Source organism: Bacteroides sp. 3_1_13 (genome assembly GCF_001185845.1).
In the GTDB taxonomy this organism is placed as follows: Bacteria; Bacteroidota; Bacteroidia; order Bacteroidales; family Bacteroidaceae; genus Bacteroides; species Bacteroides xylanisolvens.
Genome location: NZ_KQ236955.1, coordinates 3,133,410 through 3,159,254 on the forward strand (window position 1 = coordinate 3,133,410; position 25,845 = coordinate 3,159,254).

At 49.7% G+C, this 25,845-nt stretch carries 30 protein-coding genes and 1 riboswitch; of the genes, 28 read left to right on the forward strand and 2 right to left on the reverse strand.

All coding sequences use genetic code 11. From position 1 onward, the window contains the following. Nucleotides 1-18: 18 nt before the first annotated feature. Nucleotides 19-223, reverse strand: a riboswitch (cobalamin riboswitch). Nucleotides 224-499: 276 nt separating this feature from the next. The 3 genes from HMPREF9009_RS11480 (at nucleotide 500) to HMPREF9009_RS11490 (ending at nucleotide 1,701) form a co-directional block, all read left to right on the forward strand. After that, on the forward strand, nucleotides 500-823 hold the full coding sequence (locus HMPREF9009_RS11480; RefSeq protein ID WP_004308986.1) for a thioredoxin family protein: 324 nt from the start codon (nucleotides 500-502) through the stop codon (nucleotides 821-823). A 238-nt stretch (nucleotides 824-1,061) separates the two neighbouring features. Beyond that, on the forward strand, nucleotides 1,062-1,379 hold the full coding sequence (locus HMPREF9009_RS11485; protein ID WP_004308987.1) for a type II toxin-antitoxin system RelE/ParE family toxin: 318 nt from the start codon (nucleotides 1,062-1,064) through the stop codon (nucleotides 1,377-1,379). A 7-nt stretch (nucleotides 1,380-1,386) separates the two neighbouring features. Then, entirely contained in the window at nucleotides 1,387-1,701 is a 315-nt protein-coding gene (locus tag HMPREF9009_RS11490) for a HigA family addiction module antitoxin (protein WP_004308988.1), read from the forward strand. Nucleotide 1,702: 1 nt separating this feature from the next. Here HMPREF9009_RS11490 and pncB read toward each other — a convergent pair whose 3' ends face one another. Beyond that, nucleotides 1,703-2,869 (reverse strand): nicotinate phosphoribosyltransferase, encoded by a 1,167-nt coding sequence (gene pncB / locus HMPREF9009_RS11495; protein ID WP_004308989.1) that lies wholly within the window; start codon nucleotides 2,867-2,869, stop codon nucleotides 1,703-1,705. Between the two features lie 166 nt (nucleotides 2,870-3,035). Here pncB and HMPREF9009_RS11500 point away from each other — a divergent pair, with 166 nt between their 5' ends. Both HMPREF9009_RS11500 and HMPREF9009_RS11505 read left to right on the forward strand, forming a co-directional pair. Then, a complete protein-coding gene (locus HMPREF9009_RS11500; RefSeq protein WP_049702351.1) occupies nucleotides 3,036-4,712 on the forward strand; it encodes a toxin-antitoxin system YwqK family antitoxin in 1,677 nt (558 codons plus the stop codon). Between the two features lie 214 nt (nucleotides 4,713-4,926). Continuing rightward, nucleotides 4,927-6,057: a site-specific integrase gene (locus HMPREF9009_RS11505; protein WP_004289313.1), complete on the forward strand. Its 1,131-nt coding sequence runs from the start codon at nucleotides 4,927-4,929 to the stop codon at nucleotides 6,055-6,057. A gap of 60 nt (nucleotides 6,058-6,117) precedes the next feature. Here HMPREF9009_RS11505 and HMPREF9009_RS25935 read toward each other — a convergent pair whose 3' ends face one another. Beyond that, a complete protein-coding gene (locus HMPREF9009_RS25935) occupies nucleotides 6,118-6,411 on the reverse strand; it encodes a hypothetical protein (RefSeq protein ID WP_162129475.1) in 294 nt (97 codons plus the stop codon). On the opposite strand from HMPREF9009_RS25935, the gene HMPREF9009_RS11515 reads away from it, so the two are divergent. The 23 genes from HMPREF9009_RS11515 (at nucleotide 6,316) to HMPREF9009_RS11625 (ending at nucleotide 25,838) form a co-directional block, all read left to right on the forward strand. Beyond that, on the forward strand, nucleotides 6,316-6,960 hold the full coding sequence (locus HMPREF9009_RS11515) for a hypothetical protein (protein WP_004294466.1): 645 nt from the start codon (nucleotides 6,316-6,318) through the stop codon (nucleotides 6,958-6,960). The genes HMPREF9009_RS25935 and HMPREF9009_RS11515 overlap by 96 nt on opposite strands. A gap of 198 nt (nucleotides 6,961-7,158) precedes the next feature. After that, a complete protein-coding gene (locus HMPREF9009_RS11520) occupies nucleotides 7,159-7,533 on the forward strand; it encodes a helix-turn-helix domain-containing protein (RefSeq protein ID WP_004294465.1) in 375 nt (124 codons plus the stop codon). Further along, nucleotides 7,511-8,635: an AAA family ATPase gene (locus HMPREF9009_RS11525; RefSeq protein WP_004289317.1), complete on the forward strand. Its 1,125-nt coding sequence runs from the start codon at nucleotides 7,511-7,513 to the stop codon at nucleotides 8,633-8,635. The genes HMPREF9009_RS11520 and HMPREF9009_RS11525 overlap by 23 nt, the downstream gene beginning before the upstream one ends. A gap of 81 nt (nucleotides 8,636-8,716) precedes the next feature. Then, nucleotides 8,717-9,604, forward strand: coding sequence for a toprim domain-containing protein (locus HMPREF9009_RS11530; RefSeq protein ID WP_004294464.1), 888 nt, complete (start codon nucleotides 8,717-8,719; stop codon nucleotides 9,602-9,604). Between the two features lie 242 nt (nucleotides 9,605-9,846). After that, nucleotides 9,847-10,293, forward strand: coding sequence for a hypothetical protein (locus HMPREF9009_RS11535; protein ID WP_004294463.1), 447 nt, complete (start codon nucleotides 9,847-9,849; stop codon nucleotides 10,291-10,293). A gap of 1 nt (nucleotide 10,294) precedes the next feature. Next, nucleotides 10,295-10,621 (forward strand): DUF4134 domain-containing protein, encoded by a 327-nt coding sequence (locus HMPREF9009_RS11540; RefSeq protein ID WP_017140656.1) that lies wholly within the window; start codon nucleotides 10,295-10,297, stop codon nucleotides 10,619-10,621. Nucleotides 10,622-10,698: 77 nt separating this feature from the next. Next, nucleotides 10,699-11,064 carry a DUF4134 domain-containing protein gene (locus tag HMPREF9009_RS11545; protein ID WP_004294461.1) on the forward strand — a complete coding sequence of 122 codons (366 nt, stop codon included), beginning with the start codon at nucleotides 10,699-10,701 and terminating at the stop codon, nucleotides 11,062-11,064. Between the two features lie 12 nt (nucleotides 11,065-11,076). Then, entirely contained in the window at nucleotides 11,077-11,373 is a 297-nt protein-coding gene (locus tag HMPREF9009_RS11550) for a DUF4133 domain-containing protein (protein ID WP_004294460.1), read from the forward strand. A 105-nt stretch (nucleotides 11,374-11,478) separates the two neighbouring features. Further along, entirely contained in the window at nucleotides 11,479-14,184 is a 2,706-nt protein-coding gene (locus HMPREF9009_RS11555; protein WP_017140657.1) for a TraG/VirB4 family ATPase, read from the forward strand. A gap of 23 nt (nucleotides 14,185-14,207) precedes the next feature. Continuing rightward, a complete protein-coding gene (locus tag HMPREF9009_RS11560) occupies nucleotides 14,208-14,615 on the forward strand; it encodes a DNA-directed RNA polymerase subunit alpha C-terminal domain-containing protein (protein WP_004294457.1) in 408 nt (135 codons plus the stop codon). A gap of 34 nt (nucleotides 14,616-14,649) precedes the next feature. After that, nucleotides 14,650-17,205, forward strand: coding sequence for a hypothetical protein (locus HMPREF9009_RS11565; protein WP_029429258.1), 2,556 nt, complete (start codon nucleotides 14,650-14,652; stop codon nucleotides 17,203-17,205). After that, entirely contained in the window at nucleotides 17,202-17,924 is a 723-nt protein-coding gene (locus HMPREF9009_RS11570; protein WP_004294455.1) for a hypothetical protein, read from the forward strand. The genes HMPREF9009_RS11565 and HMPREF9009_RS11570 overlap by 4 nt, the downstream gene beginning before the upstream one ends. Before the next feature lie 19 nt (nucleotides 17,925-17,943). Further along, nucleotides 17,944-18,711: a DUF5045 domain-containing protein gene (locus HMPREF9009_RS11575; protein WP_004294454.1), complete on the forward strand. Its 768-nt coding sequence runs from the start codon at nucleotides 17,944-17,946 to the stop codon at nucleotides 18,709-18,711. Between the two features lie 13 nt (nucleotides 18,712-18,724). Continuing rightward, entirely contained in the window at nucleotides 18,725-19,858 is a 1,134-nt protein-coding gene (locus HMPREF9009_RS11580) for a hypothetical protein (protein WP_007219889.1), read from the forward strand. Nucleotides 19,859-19,885: 27 nt separating this feature from the next. After that, nucleotides 19,886-20,500, forward strand: a complete 615-nt coding sequence (gene traK, locus HMPREF9009_RS11585) for a conjugative transposon protein TraK (RefSeq protein WP_004294450.1) — start codon at nucleotides 19,886-19,888, stop codon at nucleotides 20,498-20,500. A gap of 13 nt (nucleotides 20,501-20,513) precedes the next feature. Then, nucleotides 20,514-20,897, forward strand: coding sequence for a hypothetical protein (locus HMPREF9009_RS11590; RefSeq protein ID WP_004294448.1), 384 nt, complete (start codon nucleotides 20,514-20,516; stop codon nucleotides 20,895-20,897). Between the two features lie 72 nt (nucleotides 20,898-20,969). Continuing rightward, on the forward strand, nucleotides 20,970-22,121 hold the full coding sequence (traM, locus tag HMPREF9009_RS11595) for a conjugative transposon protein TraM (RefSeq protein WP_004294447.1): 1,152 nt from the start codon (nucleotides 20,970-20,972) through the stop codon (nucleotides 22,119-22,121). Nucleotides 22,122-22,134: 13 nt separating this feature from the next. Then, nucleotides 22,135-22,488, forward strand: a complete 354-nt coding sequence (locus HMPREF9009_RS11600) for a hypothetical protein (RefSeq protein ID WP_004294446.1) — start codon at nucleotides 22,135-22,137, stop codon at nucleotides 22,486-22,488. After that, nucleotides 22,485-23,327, forward strand: coding sequence for a DNA-methyltransferase (locus HMPREF9009_RS11605; protein WP_004294445.1), 843 nt, complete (start codon nucleotides 22,485-22,487; stop codon nucleotides 23,325-23,327). The genes HMPREF9009_RS11600 and HMPREF9009_RS11605 overlap by 4 nt, the downstream gene beginning before the upstream one ends. Beyond that, entirely contained in the window at nucleotides 23,306-24,157 is an 852-nt protein-coding gene (gene traN, locus HMPREF9009_RS11610) for a conjugative transposon protein TraN (protein WP_004294444.1), read from the forward strand. Before HMPREF9009_RS11605 ends, traN begins: the two co-directional genes overlap by 22 nt. Further along, nucleotides 24,154-24,666, forward strand: a complete 513-nt coding sequence (locus HMPREF9009_RS11615; protein ID WP_004294443.1) for a hypothetical protein — start codon at nucleotides 24,154-24,156, stop codon at nucleotides 24,664-24,666. Before traN ends, HMPREF9009_RS11615 begins: the two co-directional genes overlap by 4 nt. 58 nt (nucleotides 24,667-24,724) lie before the next feature. Next, entirely contained in the window at nucleotides 24,725-25,345 is a 621-nt protein-coding gene (locus HMPREF9009_RS11620; protein WP_017140658.1) for an Lcl C-terminal domain-containing protein, read from the forward strand. Nucleotides 25,346-25,349: 4 nt separating this feature from the next. Beyond that, nucleotides 25,350-25,838 carry a hypothetical protein gene (locus HMPREF9009_RS11625; RefSeq protein WP_004294441.1) on the forward strand — a complete coding sequence of 163 codons (489 nt, stop codon included), beginning with the start codon at nucleotides 25,350-25,352 and terminating at the stop codon, nucleotides 25,836-25,838. Nucleotides 25,839-25,845: the final 7 nt, after the last annotated feature.

Sequence of the window (25,845 nt, forward strand, 5' to 3'; positions counted from 1 at the left end):
CCTAATCCACGAGGAGAGGGGCGTCTTACACAAAATGGCAGGTCTTCTGACTGACTCTTGTCTTATTTGCCTTCCCGAATAACATCAGTGGCGTTAAATTAGTTCAATTATAAGACATTGAACAGAGTTTCACAGCAGCGGGACTGTCCGGGATTTACACCCGGTTCCCTATTAATCATCGTCCGTTGGATACGGATTCTGAACCATTTTGGGGGGCAAAGATAAATAAATATTGAATAGGATGTTTCTTTTTTGCACGAAAGTTTCAATTTTGTGCAATGCTTGTCCTTAGTCCGGAAGATAAAGTGATAAGAGCAAAGTATGATGCGGAGAAGTCTTTTCATCGTACGGAGATGATTCGCTTGGATATGGATAGTTGGTCGGGGAAATGTAAACGGGTTTGATTCTTTAATTTGTGTGTAACCTTGCTTCTTTTCTAAACCATCTTTCTCCTGATATTGTTAGGTTGGTAGTTATTAATTAAAAGGAGATATTCATTATGAAAGAAAAGAAAATAGCTCGTGAAGAAAGAAACCAGGAGAAGCTGGCTAACGGTGATTGGGTAATGGCAGAGTTTTACGCAACGTGGTGTCCTCACTGCCAGCGCATGAAACCGGTTGTTGAAGAGTTCAAGAAACTAATGGTAGGAACATTGGAAGTGGTGGAAGTGGACATCGACCAGGAGCCTGCCCTTACTGATTTTTATACGGTGGAGTCGACTCCTACCTTTATTCTTTTTAGAAAAGGGCAACAGCTTTGGCGGCAATCCGGCGAATTACCTTTGGAAAGATTGGAAAAAGCAGTGAAAGGATTCAAATTCTGAAAAAGATTTTAATCTAACTCCACGGATATGGATTTTGTCACTTTTGTCACAGATAGTATAAAGAAAGCACATGTATACTGTGCTGCTTGGATACAGTTATTTTAATAAGGTGATAGCAGTTTTTATCTAATACTTCTTGGTTTTAACTAAGTTTGATAGAACTGCTATCATTATATCCACTTTTTTAGTGTATTCTTGGAAAAACTACTATCTTTGTACTGTCGTAATAATTAGAGAAATGGTTATTGAGTTTGAAAAGGAGTATCTTTCAGAACTTTATTATGAAGGTAAATGTAACGATAAGAAGCATCGTTTTCAACCTCAAGTAATAAGGAATTATGTGAAGCGAATTGTCACTTTGGCTGAAGCATTGAATGTAGAAGCGCTTTATCCTTTAAATTCGTTGAATTATGAAGTATTGACAGGGAGTAAAAAAGATATTTCCTCTATTCGGATTGATAAACAATATCGACTGGAATTTAAAATATCGACTACGGACTCTGAACCAATCATAACTATTTGTTCTATTATTGACATAACAAATCATTATAAATAAGAATAGTATGTCTAACTTAGGGTATTCTTTTATTCCGGTGCATCCGGGAGAGATTATAAAAGAAGAATTACAATCTCGTGGTATATCGCAGAAACGATTTGCGGAAGTGGTAGGCGTGTCTTATACGATGTTGAATGATATATTGAATGGGCGTCGTCCTGTATCTACGGATTTTGCCTTATTGATTGAAGCTGCTACCAATATAAATGCGGAAATGCTGATGAATATGCAGACAAGATATAATATGCAGATTGCCCGAAAAGATAAGAATGTTATAGCGCATTTGGAGAACTTACGGAAAATATGTGCCACATTGTTATAATTTAGTTCAACCTCAACTCATGCAGGCATGCCTGCACTTCTTCAAGACTGCCGGTATGTTTTCCTTCATCATCCGACAGTTTGATACATTCCCTCCACTCCTGATTGACATTCATCTTGCATTGCGTCAGTTTCATCACGATGTTCGAAGGTTCGAACCCGGTATCGTTGGTGAGATTGGTGCCGATTCCGAAAGAGCAGCGGATTTTGTTTTTGCAGTATTCTTGAATGTCTAATGCTTTTGTAAAGTCGAGGGCATTGCTGAATACGATGGTTTTGGTTGTCGCGTCGATTCCCAACTCTTTGTAGCGGGCAACCAGTCGGTCGATAAACTCAAATTCATTACCGGAATCGCAGCGCACACCGTCGAAAAGTTTAGCTTGTTTACGGCTAAGGTTACTAAGGAAGATGCCGGAAGTATAGGTATCGGAAAGTGCGATACCCAAATCACCGTCATAAACATTCACCCAGTTTTCGAGTGCCATATAATTGGCATGTTTATATCCGAACTGTGCTCCATGAAACATAAACCATTCGTGAGGGTGAGTCCCCATCATTTTCATTCCATATTTCATTGCGAAGTTGCAGTTGGAAGTCCCGGTGCAATATTGCGCTGTCTCGTTCAGTCTTTTGATAACAGTTTCCTGCACATCAATAGAGAATCTTCTCCGTGTACCAAATTCTGAAAAGCGGAGCTGATGTTGGTTCGATAACTCTATTTTCTCCGACAGTTTGCAAAGAATCCCGTTCATGTCTGCTACATGGCCGAAGAACCGGTTTTTGATTTCAGAAACAATAGCGAGCAAAGGCACTTCATATAAAGTCACTTTATAAAGCAAGTCAGTCACTTCGATGTGGAGATGACAGGCTTCATCCAGATGAATATCAATCTTATTCGGGTCGAAACGAAAAGAAGACAACCACTCCCAGTAGACTCTCGGGAGAAATCTGCAATTCTTCGTCATGTATTCCAACTCCTCTTCCGTGAATCTCAACTGACTAAGATTCTTGATCTCTGCCTTGAGTGTTTCCAGAAAAGCTTCGGTATACTTTGTTTCGTTCCGGTCATTGAAACTAAAAGTACCCATTGCATAGGGGAACAGTTTGATATAAGCGTACGAGGTGGTAAACTTATAGAGGTCTGTATCTAGTAGTGTTTTAACAATCATGACGTTCGTTCTTTTCTATTAATAACGTTGTAAAGTTAGTATTTGTTGAACGAAATAATAGCCTGCTGACAGATAATTATTCCATTTTTGGGATCGATTTATACCTGATTATCTGATATTATCATTAATTTTGCCGTAATTATGTATTAAATAAAAGATATTTGGTATGAAAAACGCTTTGGTATATAGCTGCGTATTACTGTTGTTATCATGTGGCGGAAAAACCGGAGGAACTTCGCAATCTTCTTCCACGAATCAGGAAACACAGGAAAACGCTTTAAGCGAAAAAACTACTGCTATTTCCGAAGCTTTCTCTATGGATTTTTATAAAGGAAGTGATTGGATTATTCCTGATACGCTTTCCGAATCATTGCTAAAAGAACCGGAAGCATCTTCTTTGAAGGTCTATGACTCCGACAGTATTTGCCGGAAACAAGTAGATGGCGTGGAACGTTGTTTTTACAAGGACTCATTGATGAACGGTGCTTATAAGCACTTTTATTTTCGCTCGACTGATTCTTTTGTGTCGGAACCCTATTATTCGGTAGTTGTTTATAAAGACGGAATAAAGAACGATACGGTGCGTCATTACAGTATCTCTTCCCATTGTATGACAAGTCGTATAATCACTCTTGACAGTATTTGTGAACTTTATCAATCTTATTATTCCAACGGATATCCCCATATCTTTTACCAGGCTACACGAGGTAAACTTAATGGAGTACGTCAGAGATGGTATTATGATGGAAAGCCGGACTGGTTTGAACACTATAAAGATGGGAAGCTAAACGGAGAGGAAATGAGATGGCATGCCAACGGACATCTATGGCAGGTTAATCATTATATTGACGATCAGGAAGTGTTACCGACCGAATGTTGGTATTATAGCCATTCGGAATACGCTTATAATGACCCTGACGGGGTAGCGGAGGCTCCCGACTGGTATGAGTATAAATATCAGGCATCAGAAGGGACTCCCTTTTATTACATTCAAGAAATTTATGCATTGGAGAACGGCAAAAAGTATCTTCTGAAACGAAAATATTTTGAAAAGGATTCCGATGAGCCGATATACTTCATGGATGATAAGTGTGATTCTGTAAAACGAAGCATTGTGACGGTCGGAACTCAAAAGCGGCTGGATATAAGGAATTATTCTGGCGGGCGGCTACGTCGTTTCGAGAGTTATCCGTACTCGGAGAAAGGCGTGCCGGGTGTCATGACTGAAATTTATTCTGAAGAAGGCAACCGGATTGAAAAGAGTATGTATGACTATCATAGTGGAAGAATGATCTCCTTGCGTATGTATAGCAATACAGGGGCAGACGTGAAAAAACTTGAATTTGCTGAATATACGAATATGAAGGCGGATAGTTGTAATAAACAGCTTGATTCTGGTAAAGGGCGTTATACAGACAATCAGAATAAACTGTCCGTGCGCTGGAAAAAGGGGGAACTCGCACTGCTGAATTCTCCGGCGAAAGAAGATGAAGATGGATTTATAAAATGGTACTATGATGGGTATCAGTCTGATTACGGTCTGCATTTTTTTCACTATTCAGGGTTTGAGAGCTGGGGCTATTTTGTGATGAGTGATGTTACAGGAGAAGTTTACGAATATCGTAGTATAGATACCCCTTTATTCTGTGGAAAATCCGGTCTTTTCCTTGTCGTAGATGAAAATCCGTATAAGGAAGAATGTTATGTCCGCGTTTACAAGATGCTTCCCGAAGGACGTTTGGCGGAAGTTGCCGCACTCAATCGGGGAGGAGGGGATTATTTTGAGGTTGATTTGGACGATTTTGTCTGGGTGGGTGTAAGTTCATTCATTACCAATAAATAAACAGGTATATTAAAGATGAAAAGAAAATCCAAACAAGTATAGATAAATTAGCTTTATATCAGTGTTTTATAAAGACGCTCTTTCTTTCAGTTGTTTTCATTATTTTCTGTTAATCGGTTCTTTTTGGGTACATTTTTGTTCCTTGTTTGTTTCTTGATTTCAGTTTTAATTCGTACATTTGCATACGAAAAATAACGAATGAAAGAATACGATTATGCCACGAATAAAGAAGCCTAAAAAAGTAAAAGAACCAATCCGTCTTCGGATGAAGGATTTGTCCGATGGCAGCAAAAGTCTGTATCTGGATATATACCGCAACGGCAAACGGACATACGAGTACCTGAAGCTGTATCTTATTCCGGGAACGGACAGCAATACCCGTCGGCAAAATGAAATAACAATGGCTGCCGCAAATGCCATCAAGTCGAAACGTATTATCGAACTGACCAGTGGTGAAGCCGGTATCGTGAACCATACGGATAAGATTTATCTGCTGGACTGGATGCAAACCTATCTGGAGTACCAAGAGAAACGCGACAAGAAGGGTATCGGTCAAATCAAAGCCGTTACCCATATCCTGAAAGAATATGCAGGGGAAAGATTTATATTGGATCGGGTTGACCTCGCTTTTTGCCAAGGCTATATCGACTACATGCTGACAACCTTCCGCCCTAAAGGAAAGCCGATAGCAGCTTCTACACGCAACACCTATTATCAGATATTCAATGGCGCCCTGAATGCTGCCGTTCGGGCTAAACGGTTGTTGAGAAATCCGTTTAACGAGATGGAAAAGTCGGAGAAGCCCAAAATGCCGGAAAGCGTGCGGTCCTATATGACCATCGAAGAGGTACGGGCATTGATTGCCACTCCGATGCAGGAAGGGAGGGTAAAAAATGCCTATCTGTTCTCCTGCTTCTGCGGACTGCGTATCAGCGATATTGTCGGCCTGAAATGGAAGAATGTCTTTGTCGATAACGGCCAATACCGTCTGGCGGTAGCTATGCAGAAGACCAAAGAACCGATTTACCTGCCACTCTCCAACGAGGCGTTGAAATGGATGCCGGAGCGTGAGGACAAGGCTGCGGACGATCCTGTGTTCAACCTGCCTTCAAATATCAATCAGTATCTCAGACCGTGGGCCGAAGCGGCCGGAATCACCAAGCGTTTTACTTTTCACACCGCCCGGCATACATTCGCGACCATGATGCTGACGCTCGGTGCGGATCTCTATACCGTATCGAAGCTGCTTGGCCATACCTCCGTGAGAATGACACAGGTGTACGCCAAAATCATCAACCAGAAAAAAGACGAAGCAGTCAATTTGGTTAACGGCCTATTCGACTGATGTAGTCATACATGTCAAATTCAATTTACAGGTAAATATTTCCGGCTTTTCTCCGATATTTCAAATGGTCGAAGTAATGCCACTATTATAATAAGTATAAACCCATAAAAAACAATTCGACATGAAAGGACAAAACAACAGGTCCTCTCTTTTTTTGAAGGGAGACCACATCTGCACCACTTCGCTACGGAACAGGATGTAGCGGAAGAATTTTACGAGTTGCTCTCCGAAGCAAGGGAGCTTTATCTTCAAGACGTCATGGCAGACGGCAAACGATATGGCCGCTACGTGGATGACTTTATAAACAGCCACCGGTACATCGACTGCAACAGTGCGGTTTGCAGGAATTGCCATGAAATGAACATTCATATCATCAGAGGGCTGTTGCTCGATTGTACAAGTCTCGTCAAAAGCCTCTTTACCGCAGAAACATTTTCTTTCGAGGAGTGCATGGCCTTGAAACAAAAGTACGACATTGCCGGAGTATGGTTCGACTCTTCACGTACAGAAGATTCCAGAAACGCTCCACCTCTCTCCTTTGGTTGCAATTTTTCCCGTGAACAGATGACAGGTATTGTGGCTTGCGCCAACGCTTATCATCTGTTTTGCGTTTCCACTCTCCGCATCGAGGACATGGAAGCGCTTTTTGCCTGCAAGGAGAATTTCTGTATACGTGTGAACAATATCCGCCATGTGGCGGTTCTGTTCGATGCGTTGCTCGAAAACACCTTTATCCTGCCTCACTGGCAGTCGGTTCTCGACAAGGGGCGGTTCCTGTTGTCCAAAGACGGCACAAGATATGTTACCGCTTCAAGCCTCTCGTCTGCCCTCTCTGCGGCGAGGAACAACATTACATCGGCAAACCTCGGCATACGAAAAGCCATCAGTCGGCTGAAAATATGACACGAAGTGCCAAAAAGCCAAGTATGTGAAAGATAAAACAGTGATAGTTGCCGTGATACGTGCATAGTATCATGCCGGAATTTCCGGCTGTCCGGTTCACATCACATAACTTTGACCTCCGTTAGCGCGCTGCATAACGGAGGTAACTCTCCATTGTCTAATTTTAACATGTATTTTATGCAAAACAGAACAACATTCATGGAGCGGTTAAGCGAACGGCTGACCGCCATAGAAGCGGTTCTCAAGAAGTTGGAACCGGTGGAAGGTCTGTTGGAGCGTGTGGCTTTGCTGGAAAATACCATTTACACGACCAAGAAAGTCTTCACTTTTCAAGAGGCGTGCATGTATATCGGCGTGTCCGAAAGTATGTTGTACAAACTCACATCGAACAAGGAAATCCCGCACTACAAACCTCGCGGCAAGATGCTTTACTTCGCGAAGGAAGAGCTGGACGCATGGCTCTTGCAAAACTACGAACCTACGGTGGACGATGCCATGCGTATGGCGACGGAAGTATCCGCAACCCAACCGTTCTTTAACCAGAAGCGCTATGGAAAACGAAAAAAGAACTGACCGTAACTCGTGGGCGGAACTGGACGAGAATCGCCTGTCGGATATTCTCACGGCATCGCAGATAAAGGCCACGGACACCTACGTGACTCCGCCCCAGATTATATGGATCGACAACTCCACCATAGCGACGCTCGGCAATTTTAGCGCTTCGACGGGTAAGGCGAAGGCGAAAAAGACGTTTAATGTCTCTGCTATTGTCGCCGCGTCACTGGCGGGCCGGCAGGTTTTGAACTACCGGGCGCATCTGCCCGAAGGCAAGCGTAGGATCTTGTACGTGGACACCGAACAGAGCCGTTTCCATTGCCATAACGTGTTGGAACGTATTCTCCGCCTGGCGGGGCTGCCCACCACAACCGACAACGAGAATCTCGATTTCATTTGCCTGCGGGAATACACGCCAGCCGTGCGTATTGAGGTCATCGACTACGCTCTGCGACAGAACAAAGGGTACGGGCTGGTCATCATTGACGGCATCCGCGACCTGATGCTCGACATCAACAGCACCAGCGAATCGGTGGAGGTTATCAACAAGATGATGGAGTGGTCGTCGAAATACGACCTGCATATCCATTGTGTGCTGCACCTGAATAAAGGCGACAACAATGTGCGCGGGCATATCGGCACGGAAATGAGCAATAAGGCGGAAACGGTGCTGGTCATCACCAAGAGTGCGGAGAATCCCGTTATCAGTGAAGTTCATGCGCTGCATATCCGCGAGAAGGAGTTCAAACCGTTTGCTTTTTCCGTTGATGACGAAGGATTGCCGGTCATGGTGGATAACTATTCGTTTGATGGCAGCGTGAGACCGAAGGCCCGGAGCAGCTTCATGGATTTGTCCATCGAGCAGCACCGGGAGGCGCTTTCCGCCGCTTTCGGGGACAGGCCCATCAAAGGTTTCGAGAACGTACTACAGGCTCTCATGGCTTCCTATGAGGCTATCGGGTTCAAACGGGGACGCAGCGTCATGATAAAACTGCTGCAGTACCTGACGGAAAACCTAAAGCTGATCGTCAAACGGGACAAGCTCTTTTATTACGATGTGACCCCGACCGAAGCCTTGCTTTTCGACGAAGAATGCGAGGACGCGGAAGGTGAAAAATAATTTAGTTTACTTTGGTCCGGGTATATATAGGAGAAAAACCAAAGTAAACCGTTTTTTGAAAACAAGTGAAAAGAAAATGACATGACCATAGCGGAAGCAAAACAACTGCGTATCGTGGACTATCTTGCCAGCCTCGGCTACCACCCCCAGAGTGTAACATCGAAACAATACTGGTATTTGTCGCCGCTACGCAATGAGCGTACCCCGTCGTTCAAGGTCAATGACCGGCTCAACGAATGGTATGACTTTGGCGCAGCGACGGGCGGAGACCTTGTGGAACTGGGCAAGCACCTTTACCGGACGGACAGCGTGAGCGAAGTGCTTGCCTATATAGGCAAGCACGAGAACGCTATCCCGATACAAAGGGTGCGGATTCCGGGGACAACGCCCCGACCCGTCGAAGCCGACATGAAGGACGTGCTCATCGTACCGTTGCAGCACCATGCGCTGCTCTCGTACCTTCATTCCCGTGGAATCGACGGAGACATCGGCCGCATGTTCTGCCGGGAGGTCCATTATGAATTGCGGCAACGGCGCTACTTCGCCCTTGCCTTCGGTAACGTGGCGGGCGGGTACGAGATTCGCAATCCTTATTATAAGGGCTGTATCCGGTGTAAGGACATCTCTGTCATCAGGCATTCTCATAGTGAAGCACAGAACCGGGTTTGCGTGTTCGAAGGCTTCATGGATTTTCTCTCTTACCTGACGCTGAAACAGACGGGTGATGATACGGTCTGCATCGGCGCACCTTGCGATTACCTCGTGATGAACTCGGTGAACAACCTGAAAAAGGCTTTGGAACACTTGCAGGTGTACGAGGAAATACACTGTTATCTCGACAATGATCTCGCCGGACAGAAAACGGAAGAGACCATCGCCGGCATGTACGGCAAGCGGGTACACAACGAAGCACTCCGTTATCACGAGTACAAGGACCTGAACGATTACCTGCGTGGAAAGAAACGGTAAGGCATTATCGTTACCCCTCCCTTGAAAGCTCTCCTCCCGGGAGGGCTTTTTTTATGCCCGTTTTTCCCGGTACATTCGCCTTAAAGTATGAAATTAAAGTTCAATTTATATGTTTCGTACTTATTTCTATGTAATAAAATACTGTTTGATATAAAGAGATTTCGTTATATCGAATATAATACATTTCTTTGCATTTGTACTTTCAAAGTTCAATTAAAGTTTAATTTCATACTTAAAAACAAATGAGTTCATACTTTATATTCGCCCTTGTACTGACGGGGCTGTACATCGTCTATTACGCAGTCAATATTACCCGTGACCTGTATGGAAAGAAGGGAACGGAGAAGACTGACGAGGAAGTTTTCGACCTCGGTCCGATGGATGCCACGGAAGAGAGTGTCGAGGTTTCGGAGAACGAGACCGGGTTTAGTATCGGAAATGAGACATGCGACACGGAAGCCGTAGCTGCCCCACCTGCGGTACAAGACGGCGATACAGGGAAAAAGGAGGCAGCCGCGAAAGAGCGGCTTGAAAGGCTGAAGGCCAAGGCGGAGGCGCAGATGGAAGAGATCGCTCCCTACCTGTCCGACGGCTTTACCGACGAAGAGATGTATAAGGCGTTGATTTCCAAAGGACGCTTGGACAACCGTCCCTGCCTGAAATGGAGACCGGTCAAAGATAAGCTGTAAGATGTCGAAAACGAAAAAGATACTATGTGCGCTTTGTTCCATCATCCCCTGTTCAGCTCTGGCGAAAAGCGGCAGCGTGAATTACAGTTGGGGTGCGGATGCGCTGGCGACGATGCACGACTACGTGGTAACGATGATGTTTTACGTCCAAGCTCTATGCTGTGCCATCGCCGGGATTTGTGTGATTGTGTCCGGATTCCAGATTTACGTAAAGATGAACACGGGCGAGGACGGCATCACCAAGTCCATCATAACGCTTGTCGGCGCGTGTCTGTTCCTGATCGGTGCGTTCCTCGTCTTTCCTGCCTTTTTCGGCTATCGCATATAGAAACCGGCAACCGGCGGCGTGTTGCCGCGATGATGATTCGGAAGAACTGCAATACTTACCCTAAAAAATAAATAATCATGTTTCAAAAAACTAAAAGACAAATGAAAAGAATGTTTTCTACGAAAAAGATGCAGATGCTCACGCTGATGTTGCTGTGCGGCACAACAGCCGTCATGGCCCAGAACTCCGCAGGCGATTATTCCGCCGGTACGACTGCACTGGCGACCGTGACGGAGGAAATTGCCAAGTATGTCCCCATCATGGTCAAACTGTGTTACGCCATCGCAGGCGTGGTGGCTATCGTGGGCGCTATCTCGGTATATATCGCCATGAACAACGAGGAGCAGGACGTAAAGAAGAAGATCATGATGGTCGTGGGAGCCTGCATTTTCCTAATCGCTGCCGCACAAGCACTTCCGATGTTCTTCGGTCTCGGCGCATAAACCTCCCGCACGATGAAAGGCAAGGACGAACGTTATCCCGATTACCCGTTGTTCAAGGGTCTGCAACGGCCTTTGGAGTTCATGGGGATTCAGGGACGCTACATCTACTGGGCGGCGGGTGTTGCCGGCGGAGCCATCGTCGGTTTTATAATCGCCTACTGTCTCGCAGGGTTCGTGGTCGGACTGGTCGTGCTGGTTGCGGTCGTCTCGGCGGGTATCGCCTTTATCATGCTCAAACAGCGGAAAGGGCTGCATACCAAGAAAGACGGGCGCGGGGTGTATATCTATGCCCACTCGAAGAAGCTGTGAGAAGAAAAGAAAAACCATCACGGGCAACGTGTGGTCTTGTTGAATGTTGAACGCGGGCCGGCCGCCTGAAATCCGGGCGGCCCGGCCTTTTTATCGTATTTTGAGATGACTTTGTACATCATTCTACTTTTTATCGCCTTGTGTGCCGGCATGGCCCTGTCGGTCTATGCGTTCGGTACCGGAGGCAAGCGCAAGCGTATCTTTCAGGACATCTATTTTTCCGTGGAGGAGACGAACGGCGTGGGTGTGCTCTATACCAAGACGGGCGAATATTCCGCTATCCTGAAAATAGAGAACCCCGTGCAAAAATACTGCGCGAACATCGACAGCTACTATGAGTTCACGCACCTTTTCACCGCCCTCGCACAAACGCTCGGCGAAGGATATGCCCTGCACAAACAGGACATCTTCGTCAGGAAACAGTTCGAGAACGAGACGGGCGACAAACACGAGTTCCTCTCGTCGGCCTACTTCCGCTACTTCAAGGGGCGCAACTACACGGACAGCGTGTGTTACCTGACCATCACACAGGAGGCGAAGAAGAGCCGACTGTTCTCGTTCGACAACAAGAAGTGGCGCGATTTTCTGGTCAAAATCCGCAAAGTGCATGACCAGTTGCACGATGCCGGGGTGCAGGCCAAGTTCCTGAACAAAGCCGAGGCAAGCGAATACGTGGACCGCTACTTTGCCATGAACTTCAAGGACCGGATCGTGTCGATGACCAACTTCAAAGCAGACGACGAGACGGTCTCGATGGGCGACAAACGCTGCAAGGTATATAGTCTTGTCGATGTGGACTGCGCCGCACTGCCTTCACTGATACGACCTTATACCAATATAGAGGTCAATAACACGGATATGCCCGTGGACCTGCTGGCTGCCATCGACAGCATTCCGAGTGCGGAGGCTGTCATCTACAACCAGATTGTCTTCCTGCCCAATCAGAAAAGGGAACTGGCCCTGCTGGACAAAAAGAAGAACCGGCACGCCAGTATTCCCAATCCGAGCAACCAGATGGCCGTGGAGGACATCAAGCGGGTACAGGAGGTCATCGCGCGGGAAAGCAAGCAGCTTGTGTACACCCATTTCAACCTGATTGTCGCCGTACCGACTGGTACGGACCTGCAAAAATGCACGAACCATTTGGAGAACGCTTTCGGGCGTATGGGTATCCATATCTCCAAGAGGGCGTACAATCAGCTGGAACTGTTCGTGAACTCGTTTCCGGGTAACTGCTACGGCATGAACGAGGACTATGACCGCTTCCTGACGCTGGGTGACGCGGCGGTGTGCCTGATGTATAAGGAGCACATACAGCACAGCGAAGAAACACCTCTGAAAATTTACTACACGGACCGCCAAGGCGTGCCGGTGGCTATAGACATCACGGGAAAGGAAGGAAAAAACAAACTGACAGACAACTCGAATTTCTTTTGTTTAGGGCCTTCAGGCAGCGGCAAGAGCTTCCACATGAACTCTGTCGTGCGCCAGTTGTACGAGCAGGGAACGGACGTGGTGATGGTCGATACGGGTAACAGCTACGAGGGGCTTTGCGAGTATCTGGGCGGCAAGTACATTTCCTATACCGAGGAAAGACCGATTACCATGAACCCATTCCGCATCAACCGGGCGGAAATGAATGTGGAGAAAACGGGCTTCCTGAAAAACCTCGTACTGCTCATCTGGAAAGGCTCGCAGGGTACGGTCACAAAGACGGAGGATCGCCTGATAGAACAGGTTATCACGGAGTATTACGACACCTATTTCAATGGGTTCGACGGCTTCACGCCCCTGCAACGGGAGGATTTGCGTAAGGGGCTGCTCATCGACGACCGTAACCATGCCGAGAAGCAGGGCGAAGACGAAGGAGAGCGGGCCGGGCGTATCGAGCGCATGATCGACGAGATGGAACGCCGCCGTAAGGAGCTAAAAGTGGAAGAGCTGTCGTTCAACTCGTTTTATGAGTTTTCCGTGCAGCGCATCCCCGACATCTGTGCCGAGAACCACATTTCGGGCATCGACATCTCGACATACCGTTACATGATGAAGGACTTCTACCGGGGCGGCAATCATGAAAAGACGCTGAATGAGAACATGGACAGTTCACTGTTCGATGAGACGTTTATCGTCTTCGAAATCGACAGTATAAAAGATGATCCTCTCCTGTTCCCTCTTGTCACACTGATTATCATGGACGTGTTTCTGCAAAAGATGCGTATCAAGAAGAACCGTAAGGTACTGGTCATCGAGGAAGCGTGGAAAGCTATTGCCAGCCCGCTCATGGCCGAATACATCAAGTTTATGTACAAGACGGCCCGTAAATTCTGGGCTTCGGTCGGTGTGGTGACGCAGGAAATACAGGACATTATCGGCAGCCCTATTGTCAAGGAGGCCATCATCAACAACTCGGACGTGGTGATGCTGCTCGACCAGAGCAAGTTCCGCGAGCGGTTCGATGAAATCAAGGCTATTCTCGGCCTTACCGACGTGGACTGCAAGAAGATATTCACCATCAACCGGCTGGAAAACAAGGAAGGGCGCAGTTTCTTCCGCGAGGTGTTCATCCGCCGGGGAACGACCAGCGGCGTGTACGGCGTAGAAGAACCAAGAGAATGTTACATGACCTACACCACGGAGCGGGCGGAGAAAGAAGCTCTTAAACTCTATAAACGGGAATTACGGTGCAGTCATCAGGAAGCTATCGAGGCGTACTGCCGCGACTGGAACGCCAGCGGTATCGGGAAGTCCCTGCCGTTCGCCCAAAAGGTCAACGAGGCCGGACGGGTATTGAATCTTCATGTAAAACAATAACAATCAAATTATCAATTACAAAAATGGAAAAGATAGACATCAGCCAAAGTGTAAAGACACTTGAGTTCGGGAGCAAATATGAAGCCCGTATCCAGCGGATATTCCGTGAGTTCGACATCAAGACCATCCGGGATTTATGCCAATGGCCCGGAAAGGACTTGGTAAGGGTACGCGACATGGGTAGAAAAAGCATTGAGGAAATAGAGGAGGTTCTGGAAAGATACAATCTCCGGTTGGGGATGCTCGGTAAGGAACTGGACGAATACGCCGGCATAGAAAATTCCGTACAGGACGAGGAAGAAGAGGCGAAATGGGAACAACGCAGGTACGAGATCGCCAAGGAGGTATTCATACATCACCGTCTGGTGGCAGAATCCGCCGTATATGAGGCCGACGGACTGATACGTGCACTAAGAGGCATGACGCGCTGACGGGCGTCTGTTTTTAACTGGGAAAGAATCCATGATGAAACGGCTGTCACTTATCCTCATACTCCTGTCGCTCGTCGTCGTGCAGCAGGTCCACGCACAGTATTACAGCGTGAACTACGATGCGCGTACCGTGGCGGCAATGGCTACCGCTTTCGGTACGGAAGCCGTGGCGGAAAGCTATTACCGGGAGCAGGTCGATGACATTCTCAAGCACTACAATGCGGCGGAAGTGGCCACGGCAGGGATTTTTGCGTCCAAGTTCTTGGAACATAAAGCCTTTTCCGACCTCGGCATCTGGAACAGCAGTACGGAGAATTACTACTACCGCCGCATTTACCGCATGGTCTCTGAGAAAATCATGCCGAAGATATGGGTGGTGGCGAAACTGATGCTGCGCTCGCCGCAAACGGCTATCTACTGGGGCAGCTACCTGATGAAAATCTGCGACGAGACGAAAAGTCTGTGTATGCAGTTCGAGAGTGTAGTGACGAACAGCACTCTGGGCTTTTCGGACATCGTGTTTCTGGAAATCAACCGAAACATCGCCCCTCTGCTGAAACTCTCGGAAGTGGGCGACATCGACTGGCAGCATATGTTGGACGATCTCGCCAGCGTGCCGGGTAACTTTACCAAGGAGAACCTGCAACACGACATCGACAACCTCTACAACATGGGTGTCGGTCTCGCCTCGGCTGGTATCGGAAATATCGGTGACGCCCTGCTGCAGACCAGTTCGTTCCATGAGCTGATGGGCGGCAGGATCAGCAAGATTATCGACCTGTACGATCATTACGGTGCGCTCTTCGAGCAGGCGGAACATGACCTCGGCGGTCTGCTGATCGACATGGTGGGTGGAGAGGATAACGTAGCGGGACTGTTCGATTTCAGCAACTACGACCTGACCTCGTGGATAACGGATTATCTGGACGAGACAGCGGGAAACTACTACACGCAACGGTGGTATATCGGCCGACGCGAGCAAGGGAGTATCGCCCTGTGCGATTACTACCCGCCGACGGACGATAACAGCATACTGAACGGTGGAGAGTGGACGCGTTTCGAGACGACCGATCCCGGCTTCTATCCCAATGCATCACAACGGGAGCAGGCACTCGCCAATTCGGAACGGTATGCCGGATGGTCGAGAAGCCGGGTACAGCAACTCAACAACCAAAACGACGGCTATACCTATAATATTAACTACTGGCAGAACGGTTACATCATCAGCCGGGGCGGCAAACAGACGAAGAAAGCCTATGCCTACGAAATCCATGTGAAGAAAAGCTGGAACCGGGAGGAAATCATTTACGAGGAGGTGTTCGATTCTTATTCGATGGACCTAAACACGTTCAAGGCGCAACTCAATGCCCGTCTCTCGGAGTTCAACGACAACGAGGAGGGTTATACCTATTATATAGCTTCCGACGCACGGAACTATTATCAGGCAACGGATGCCGCAAAGTTACAGGGCTGCGAGAGCGTGACCATCAGTGTAACCTGCTCGGACGGGGCTACGCTCGGTCAGGGCACGACACAGTACAAATGCCGGAAGTGCGGCAAATCCCTGAACGCCCATTCAAAGGAGTGTGCCATGCAGACCACGGTTACGGAGAACGAATTGGACTTATCCGAGTTGGACGCCATGCTGCAGGAGGCGGAGAAGCAAGTGGCCGTCCTTCAGTCGCAAATCAATGCGTTGGAGAATGAGAATGCCGACCTGCTGAAAAAAATCGCCGAGGCGAGCGTGGAAGATGCGGCGGTGTACCGACAGCAGTACAATGCGAACAAAACACAGATAGACCGCCTGAAAAGCGAGCTGTCCGAATGGCAGAAGAAACAGCAGGAATATACCGACGCAAAAACCGAGGCGGCGGGCGATAACGATGTGGCAACGGACGACTATTACCGCATACCGGCCATCATGCAGGACTGCAAGACGGCTTACAGCCTGTCGTGGCAGGACGGCGGGGCGTGGAACGGCTACACCTATGTCCGTAAGGCGACCATGCCGAATATCAACGGGGTCATCACGTTCAAGGCAACGGTCTCGATAGCCCGCAAACCGAAATATTTCCTCGGTATCAAGATACACCGTGCCATCGTGCAGATCAGTTGGGAACTGACCACGGAATATACCGACACGTATGTGGCCGACGTGCTGACGCTCGACCCGAACCTGTCGGACGCGGAGAAAACGAAACTGGTGAACGACCGTATTGCGGAGATTGCACGGGAGCATCCTTCGTGCAAAATCACGACGGAATACGCCCGTACCCCGCCATTGGAAGAGACTCCGACCGGAGAGGTGTACCATCTGCTGTGGTCGAGCGACCGGCTCGAAATCGCACGGGAAGTGGATTCCCGGATTACAAAAATATATGCAGACCTCGTGTCGCTGGAAAAGATGATGCACTATAAGCGGAGTATCATCGACGTGCTGAAGGACGTGCTGCCCGAACTGGACATGGACGAGGGACGCAGGCTGACGCTCGTGGAGGAATGCCACGAACGTTGGGTGGAGAATGCGCGAAACCTGCGGAACGGAAACGGCAGGAACGGCAAAGACAGCGGAAAGGAGGTGCGGCCATGAAACGTGCCCTGCTGATGACAGTCGTGCTGCTGGCTCTCCTGCCCGGCATCGCCAAGGCGCAATGGACCTTCGACATCGTGTCGGTAGAAGCTTACATCAACGACCACAAAAAACAGCGCAGTCTGCTGCTGGCCCGCAGTACGCTGGAATACAGCAACAAGCTGCTGCACGAATACAGCCGCGAGGAGATCGGCGAGTACAAGGAACTGAATGTGGACTTGGACCGCTATACCCGCGCCTTCGACGTCATCGACGTGATGTACCAGTCCTTGCGGACGGTACTGAACGTGAAAAGCACTTATACGGCGGTCAGCGACCGTATCGGCGATTACAAGAGACTGCTGGAAGATTTCAACGAGAGAATCGTGAAACGGGGACGCATCGACCCCGGCGACGTGGTGATACTGGCTATCAACGAGAAAGCGATACGGGACATCGCCGATGACGGGGAGCAGCTCTACAAGTCGGTAAGCGACCTTGTATTGTATGCCACCGGAGCAGCGGCCTGTTCTACTTCCGACCTACTGCTGGTGCTGGAGGCAGTGAACACGTCGCTGGACGACATCGAGCGACATCTGAACCGGGCATATATCGAGACGTGGCGGTACATACAGGTGCGTATCGGCTATTGGAAAGAGAAGATTTACCGTCCCAAAGTCAAGGAGATTATCGACGGGGCTTTCGGACGGTGGCGCAAAGCGGGACGGCTGGATTATTAACGAACGATGAAAGGGAAAAATGAAACGAACATTATTACTCATGGCGGTTGTGACAATCACAACTGGCGGCATCAAGGCGCAGTCGGTCACTTACAACCACGATTCGCCGAAACAGAATCAGATTACGGTCATGGAAACCGGCACGGGTGCTCTGTCGCCCGAACTCTACTACACGCTGCTGCACAACAAATACAAGAAGTCGGCGGCGAGTAAGAACAAACTGTCGTTCCGCACGCTGGCGGGTGTGAACCTGTACAACCAGACGGACGAGGCGGAAGCCATCGACTCAGCGCTGGTCAAGCGTGCCGAAATCGAGGCGCTGAACGTGGCCGACCGGCAGATCGACCTCGCGTGGCTGGCCGAAGGCGATAAGATAAACGCTCAAATGGAACGGCTTCAGCGTAACATCGACCGAATCCTCCTTGCCGGAGGCACGACGGACGACAAGGAACGGTGGACGGAATACTACCACGTGTACCAGTGCGCCATCAACGCCACCAAGGATGCCTATATGCCCAATGCGCAACGGAAGAAGGAATACCTGCGGATTTATGAGGACGTGGTACGACAGAACGAGATTCTGGTCGGTTTCCTTGCCCGAAGACAGAACGCTACGGTTACGGACGGGCTATTGAACGCAACTGTCGACCGGAGGCTGAACAAAGGCGGTATCGTCCGAGAGGCAATGGGCCGGTGGAACGAATCGCGTTTCACAGTGCGAGGGTCACAATCGGACGGTGGCACGGATACAGGAGACGGAGACGAGACGGTAAACAGAGGGAACTAAAAGCATATAACCTATGGCAGACGGAAACATACTTTCAGATTTCGGTATCGACCTCTTGGAAGAGGAGATCGACGACGTGATTTTTCAGACCAACGAGTTCCTGACCGATGCGACCTTTACGGGGTCACAAGGACCGTTCTGGTGGATATTGCAGATGTGCATGGCGCTGGCCGCACTCTTCGCCATCATCATGGCGGCAGGTATGGCGTACAAGATGATGGTCAAGCACGAGCCGCTGGACGTGATGAAACTTTTCAAGCCGTTGGCCGTGTCGCTCATTCTCTGCTGGTGGTATCCTCCGGCAGATACGGGCATGGCTGGCAGCGGGAGCAACTGGTGCTTTCTGGACTTCCTCTCCTATATTCCGAACTGTATCGGTTCGTACACACACGACCTCTATGAGGCCGAAGCCTCGCAAATCTCGGATAAGTTCGAGGAAGTGCAGGAATTGATTTACGTGCGCGACACGATGTACACCGCCCTTCAGGCGCAGGCCGATGTCGCCCATACGGGTACGTCGGACCCAAACCTCATTGAGGCGACGATGGAACAAACTGGCGTGGACGAGGTTACTAACATGGAGAAGGATGCAGCGAAGCTGTGGTTCACGTCGCTGACTTCGGGGGTCATCGTGGGAATAGACAAAATCATCATGCTGATAGCCCTTGTGGTATTCAGAATAGGTTGGTGGGCCACGATTTACTGCCAGCAAATTCTTTTGGGAATGCTCACCATTTTCGGACCTATCCAGTGGGCGTTCTCGCTCCTGCCCAAATGGGAAGGTGCGTGGGCGAAGTGGCTCACGAGGTATCTGACGGTACATTTCTATGGGGCGATGCTCTACTTCGTGGGCTTCTACGTGCTGCTGCTGTTCGACATCGTACTTTGCATACAGGTAGAGAACCTAACGGCGATAACGGCAAGCGAGCAGACGATGGCGGCTTACCTGCAAAACTCCTTCTTCTCGGCGGGCTATCTGATGGCGGCAAGCATCGTGGCCCTAAAATGCCTGAACCTCGTCCCCGACCTTGCGGCATGGATGATACCGGAGGGTGACACGGCGTTCTCAACCCGAAACTTCGGCGAGGGCGTGGCACAGCAGGCCAAAATGACGGCAACAGGCGCAATGGGTACGGTAATGAGATAACAAAGTAACGATAAATATTCAAACAAAATGGTCATCAAGAATTTAGAGAACAAAATCAAACTGGTCGGAATTATTTGTACCGCCTTTCTTGTGGGCTGCGTCATCATCAGCGTGTCGAGTATCTGGACGGCCCGCACGATGGTTACGGACGCTCAAAAGAAAGTATATGTGCTGGACGGCAACGTGCCCATACTGGTACGCCGCACGACAATGGAGGAAACGCTCGACGTGGAAGCCAAGAGCCATGTCGAAATGTTCCACCACTACTTCTTTACCCTTGCTCCCGACGACAAGTACATCCGCTACACGATGGAGAAAGCGATGTACTTAGTGGACGAAACGGGCTTGGCACAGTACAATACGCTCAAGGAGAAAGGTTTCTATTCCAACATCTTGGGAACGAGTGCCGTCTTTTCGATTTTCTGCGACAGTATCACCTTCAACAAGGAGAAGATGGAGTTCACTTACTACGGGCGGCAGCGTATCGAACGGCGCAGCAATATCCTGATGCGCGAACTGGTTACGGCGGGACAGCTCAAGCGTGTACCCCGGACGGAGAACAACCCGCACGGGCTGCTCATTGTGAACTGGCGCACACTGCTGAACAAGGACATCGAGCAAAAGACAAAAAGCAACTATTAACTCTACCAGTCCTATGAATATCAAAGGATTCAGACGTATGCTGTTCGGCGAGAAGATGCCGGACAAGAACGACCCGAAATACAAGGAGCGCTACGAACGCGACGTGGATGCCGGGCGACGCTTCGCCAAAGCGACACGTATCGACAAGGCAGTGGCCAAAGTACAGGGTTTCGCCAACGCCCACCGGACGCTGTTTCTCGTCATCGTATTCGGCTTCGCCATCTGCGGGCTGACATGGAATATTTACCGCCTGACGGTGGTGTACCGCCATCATCCAGTCCGCCGAACGGCCACGGAAATGCAGGATTCCGTGCTCCGGGAACGGCATAAGATGCTTTCCGTACCGCATGTACGAAGATTCGATACGAAGGAAAGCGGTACGGAAAGGCCGGAATAGAACGGCAGGCTTATGAATATGCCGTTTGAGAGAACTATAAGCAAGTATGTGCAACTCAATTAAAGGGAAACAATGAACAATATCTTCAAGAGAATCAATTTCAGGCAGCCGAAGTATATGCTTCCGGCTATCCTCTATATCCCCCTTCTCGGCACGTCGTACTTCATTTTCGACCTGTTCCATACCGAGAAGGCCGAGGTACAGGACAAGACACTCCAGACGACCGAGTTCCTGAATCCCGAATTGCCAGACGCCCAAATCAAGGGCGGCGACGGTATCGGCAGCAAGTATGAGAACATGGCCAAATCATGGGGCAAGATACAAGATTATTCCGCTGTGGACAACATCGAGCGGGACGAACCGGACAATAACCAAGAGGAATATGAATCGCAGTACACCGAAGAGGACATCGCCCTGCTTGACCGGCAGGAAAAGGAGAAAGATCTGGCAGCGGAAGCGGCCGATGCCAAGAGGCGGGAGCAGGAAGCTCTCGCAGAACTGGAAAAAGCACTCGCCGAAACGAGGTTGAGAGGACAACGGGAGGTCATGCCGTCCGAAACGGACAGCACCGCAACGGCGGCTCCGCCAGACACGATGACGCAGGCCAAGGGAACCATCGACGAGGAAAGCCGTTCGGTCAAAGCTCCTGCGGAGACGGACAAGGCAAGCGAGGTGGTGAAGAAGGTAAAGACGACTTCGGACTACTTCAACACACTGGCGAAAGACGCTCGGGAACCGAAACTCATCAAGGCGATCATCGACGAGAACATCAAGGCCGTGGACGGCTCGCGTGTGCGGCTGCGCCTGCTGGACGACATCGAAATCAACGAGAGCGTGGTCAGGCGTGGTACTTACCTGTATGCCACAGTGAGCGGTTTCTCTTCCGGACGTGTAAAAGGAAGCATCAACAGCATATTGGTGGAGGATGAACTGGTCAAGGTCAGCTTGTCAATCTACGATACGGACGGGCTGGAAGGACTTTACGTACCCATCAGCCAGTTCCGCGAGACAAGCAAGGACGTGGCGAGCAGTGCCATGTCGGGCAGCATGAACATGAATACCAGCGGATACGGTAACAGCCTCGCCCAATGGGGTATGCAGGCGGTGAACAATGCCTACCAGAAAACGAGTAATGCCATCAGCAAGGCTATCAAGAAAAACAAGGTGAAGCTGAAATACGGGACGTTTGTGTATCTGGTGAACGGACGGGAAAACAGGAACTAAAAGGGCAGTGACAATGGAATCAGATATATCAAAACTTCATAAGGGAACGGACGGCTTCTATTACGAGGACTACATCGCTCCCGATAAGCCCGAAACATTCGTCGGGAAGCTCGTAAGTACCGAATGGTGGCACAAAGGGGTACGATTCGCCCTGATATGCAACTTTCAGGCAGAAGACGGGCGGAGGATTGCCTTATTCGCCTTCCAAAAGCATACCGGTTTTTACGGGCCGAGAGACGGTGCGGTCAATTTCAAACATGTGGAGAAGAATACCCTCTGGGAGTGTGAAATCCGGAAAACCCGGACGGAACGCTGTACCTGGATGAGCGCCCGGCAAATTGTAGAACCGAAAACAGACGCAATATGATAGAGACGGATCGCATTTACCTTATGGACTGCATGGAGGGCATGAAACAGATAGCGGATGGTAGCGTGGACGCCATAATCGCCGACCTACCTTACGGGGTGTTAAATCGCAGCAATCCGTCGGCGAACTGGGACCGCCAGATACCGTTAACAGCCTTGTGGGAGCAATACCGGCGGATTACCAAGCCGGACAGCCCCATTATCCTGTTCGGGCAGGGGCTTTTCTCCGCATGGCTCATGCTGTCGCAACCCCGGCTATGGCGGTACAACCTCGTGTGGCAGAAAGATCGGGTGACGGGACATCTCAATGCCAAACGTATGCCGCTCCGGCAGCACGAGGATATTCTGGTATTCTATAAAAAACAGCCGGTCTATCATCCGCAGATGACACCGTGTCCTTCGGAACGGAGAAATCACGGGAGGCGTAAAACGGAGGGATTTACCAACCGTTGTTACGGAACGATGAAACTCTCACCGGTACGCATAGCCGATGACAAATATCCGACCTCGGTCATCTTCATGCCGAAGGAACACAAGAAAGGTGCGTTCTACCACCCGACACAAAAGCCCGTGGCGTTGATGGAGTACCTGATACGGACCTACACCGACGAAGGCGATGTTGTACTGGACAACTGTATCGGGTCAGGCACAACCGCCGTGGCCGCTATCCGCACGGGACGGCACTACATCGGATTTGAAATCGAACAGGCGTACTGCGAGATTACCGAGCGGCGGATTCAGGAGGAACTGGAATGCAGGAACAAGGCACAAGAGGAAAAAGAGATAAGGGAAGAAAAACAAATCAATAAATCAATGACATGGACAAAAAAGGAATCGTAACGGCATTTCTTCTGGCGGCAGGGCTACTGGGAATGCCGAATGTACAGGCACAACGAACCTACGAGGAGATGGAACAACTTACGGTAAATGAACAGGTAACAACGGTCATCACGGCCTCGGAACCGGTACGCTTCGTGGACATCTCCACCGATAAGGTTGTCGGCGACCAACCGATAGATAACATCGTCCGCCTGAAACCGAAAGAGGGCGGACACGAGGACGGCGAGGTGCTGGCCATAGTGACCATCGTAACGGAACGCTACCGCACACAGTATGCACTGCTCTACACCACACGGGTGCGGGAGGCGGTAACAGACAAGGAAATCCAGTTGCAGGAACGAAACGCCTACCACAACCCGGCGGTCTCGATGTCCACCGTGGAGATGACACGCTTCGCCCGGCGTATCTGGAACTCGCCCGCGAAGATCCGCAACGTCGCCACCAAGGCACACCGCATGACCATGCGGTTGAACAACATCTACGCCGTGGGAGAGTATTTCTTCATCGACTTCTCGATAGAGAACCGGACGAACATACGTTTCGACATTGACGAGATACGGGTGAAGCTGGCGGACAAGAAACTGACCAAAGCGACTAATGCGCAAGTCATCGAACTGGTCCCGGAACTGGTGCTGGAGGCAGGCAAGACGTTCCGGCACGGCTACCGGAATGTGGTCGTGGTTAAGAAAATGACGTTCCCGAACGACAAGGTACTGACCATCGAGATGACGGAGAAACAAATCAGCGGGCGTGCCATCAGCCTGAATATCGACTATGAGGACGTGCTGTCGGCCGATTCGTTCAGCACGGCATTGCTGGAGGAGGAATGACAATGAGAAAGACGATTATCCTGACGATTGCCTGCATGTGCCTCGCCGTCGGTGCGAATGCACAACGGGGCAGCGGCCGCCTTTCGCTCAGTGCGGGGCTGCTGTACAAGAACGGGCTGGACGTGACGCTGGCCTACGAACACGAGATGAACTACCGCCATGCGTGGGAGTTCTTTGCCAACGGCTACCTGCAATGGGCAGAGTGCGAATCCTGCAAGCATGTATGCCCGAAATCTTTCTGGCAGAATTACCGTACCTACGGCTTCGGCGTGGCTTACAAACCCTGCGTCACGAAGGGACGCAACCATTACGGAAGCCTCCGTATCGGGGCTTCGGGCGGAAGCGATACGAGGAAGTTCCTTGTCGGGCTGCATTTCGGCTACGAGCACAACTATGTGTTGCGGGCGGGCTGGACGCTATACTGGCAAGTCAAGGGAGACGTGATGATAAAGGGGGCCGATGTGCTGCGTACAGGGGTCGCCCTTGGTATTAAACTACCTATAAAATAAGGGAAATATGAAACAGAACATTATCAGAAAGGCTTGCCCGATTTTGCAGGCTGTCTTTATGTCCGGGGTGTTGGCCGCCTGTGACGCACATATCGAAGTACCCGACACGGCAGTACGTCCCGGGCACGTCCTCTGTGTGGACGGCAAGGCCGTGCCGTACAGCGAGTACGAAAATTCCGGGAAACAGGCGATTGCCGTCGTCTTCCATACCTATTCCGACGGAGAAACGGAAGGCAACGGGTATGCCGTTTATCTGTGGGACATGGCACCGAAGGCTTTCGCCGACAGCCTCGGCGTCGAGCAGGGTACGTCGGCAGACATCACGGCATACGACGGGAATGCGAACACGAATGCACTGCACGGGACGGACGAAACGACTTCTCCGATGGCCGAATCCGTTTTTGCCCTGTGGAAATACGGGCAGAGCGCCTATGTGCCCTCAGTGGCGCAGATGCGTCTGCTGTACGCGGCACGTGGCATCATCAATCCGGTCATCGAGAAATGCGGCGGAGACCCGCTTCCGACTGAGGCCAACGAGTGCTGGTACTGGACATCGACGGAGGTGGAAGGACAGCAGACGGTCAAAGCATGGCTCTACTCGACAGCCAGCGGAGCCATGCAGGAAACGCCCAAGACGCAGGCGCATAAAGTGCGTCCCATTATAACCATCAACAACTGAATTTATGATTATGAACGGAATTAAAGATTTCAATGCACCACAATATGTGGATATAGTACATCCGGACAAAGGATTTTTCGGGTATCTGTTGAGATGCAAATGTCCTAAGCAAGAGGACGTTTCCGGTAATTACATATTCCTCGATGATGGAATAGACTGCTACGAGAGGTTTCCTTCCGCAAAGAACCGCAGGGAAGAAATCCGGACGGAATGGAACGGTCGTATCAGCCATTACCATGATATTTTCCAAGGGCAGCTCTACTATGTCAATAAAGAATTGATTGAAGGTTTCATTGATTTCATGACTTGTGGCTCTGACGATGCTGTCCGGATTTTCCTTGAGAAGTTTACAGCGGAAGTACGGGCTTCTGCAATATATGACGCTTTAAGGCTTAAACCTCTATATGCAGTTTCCCATGTCTGCCAGCTTACTGCTGATAACCGTATACAATGGCCTCATATCCATGTCCTCTGGGGCATTAAAAAGAATTGACATAGCA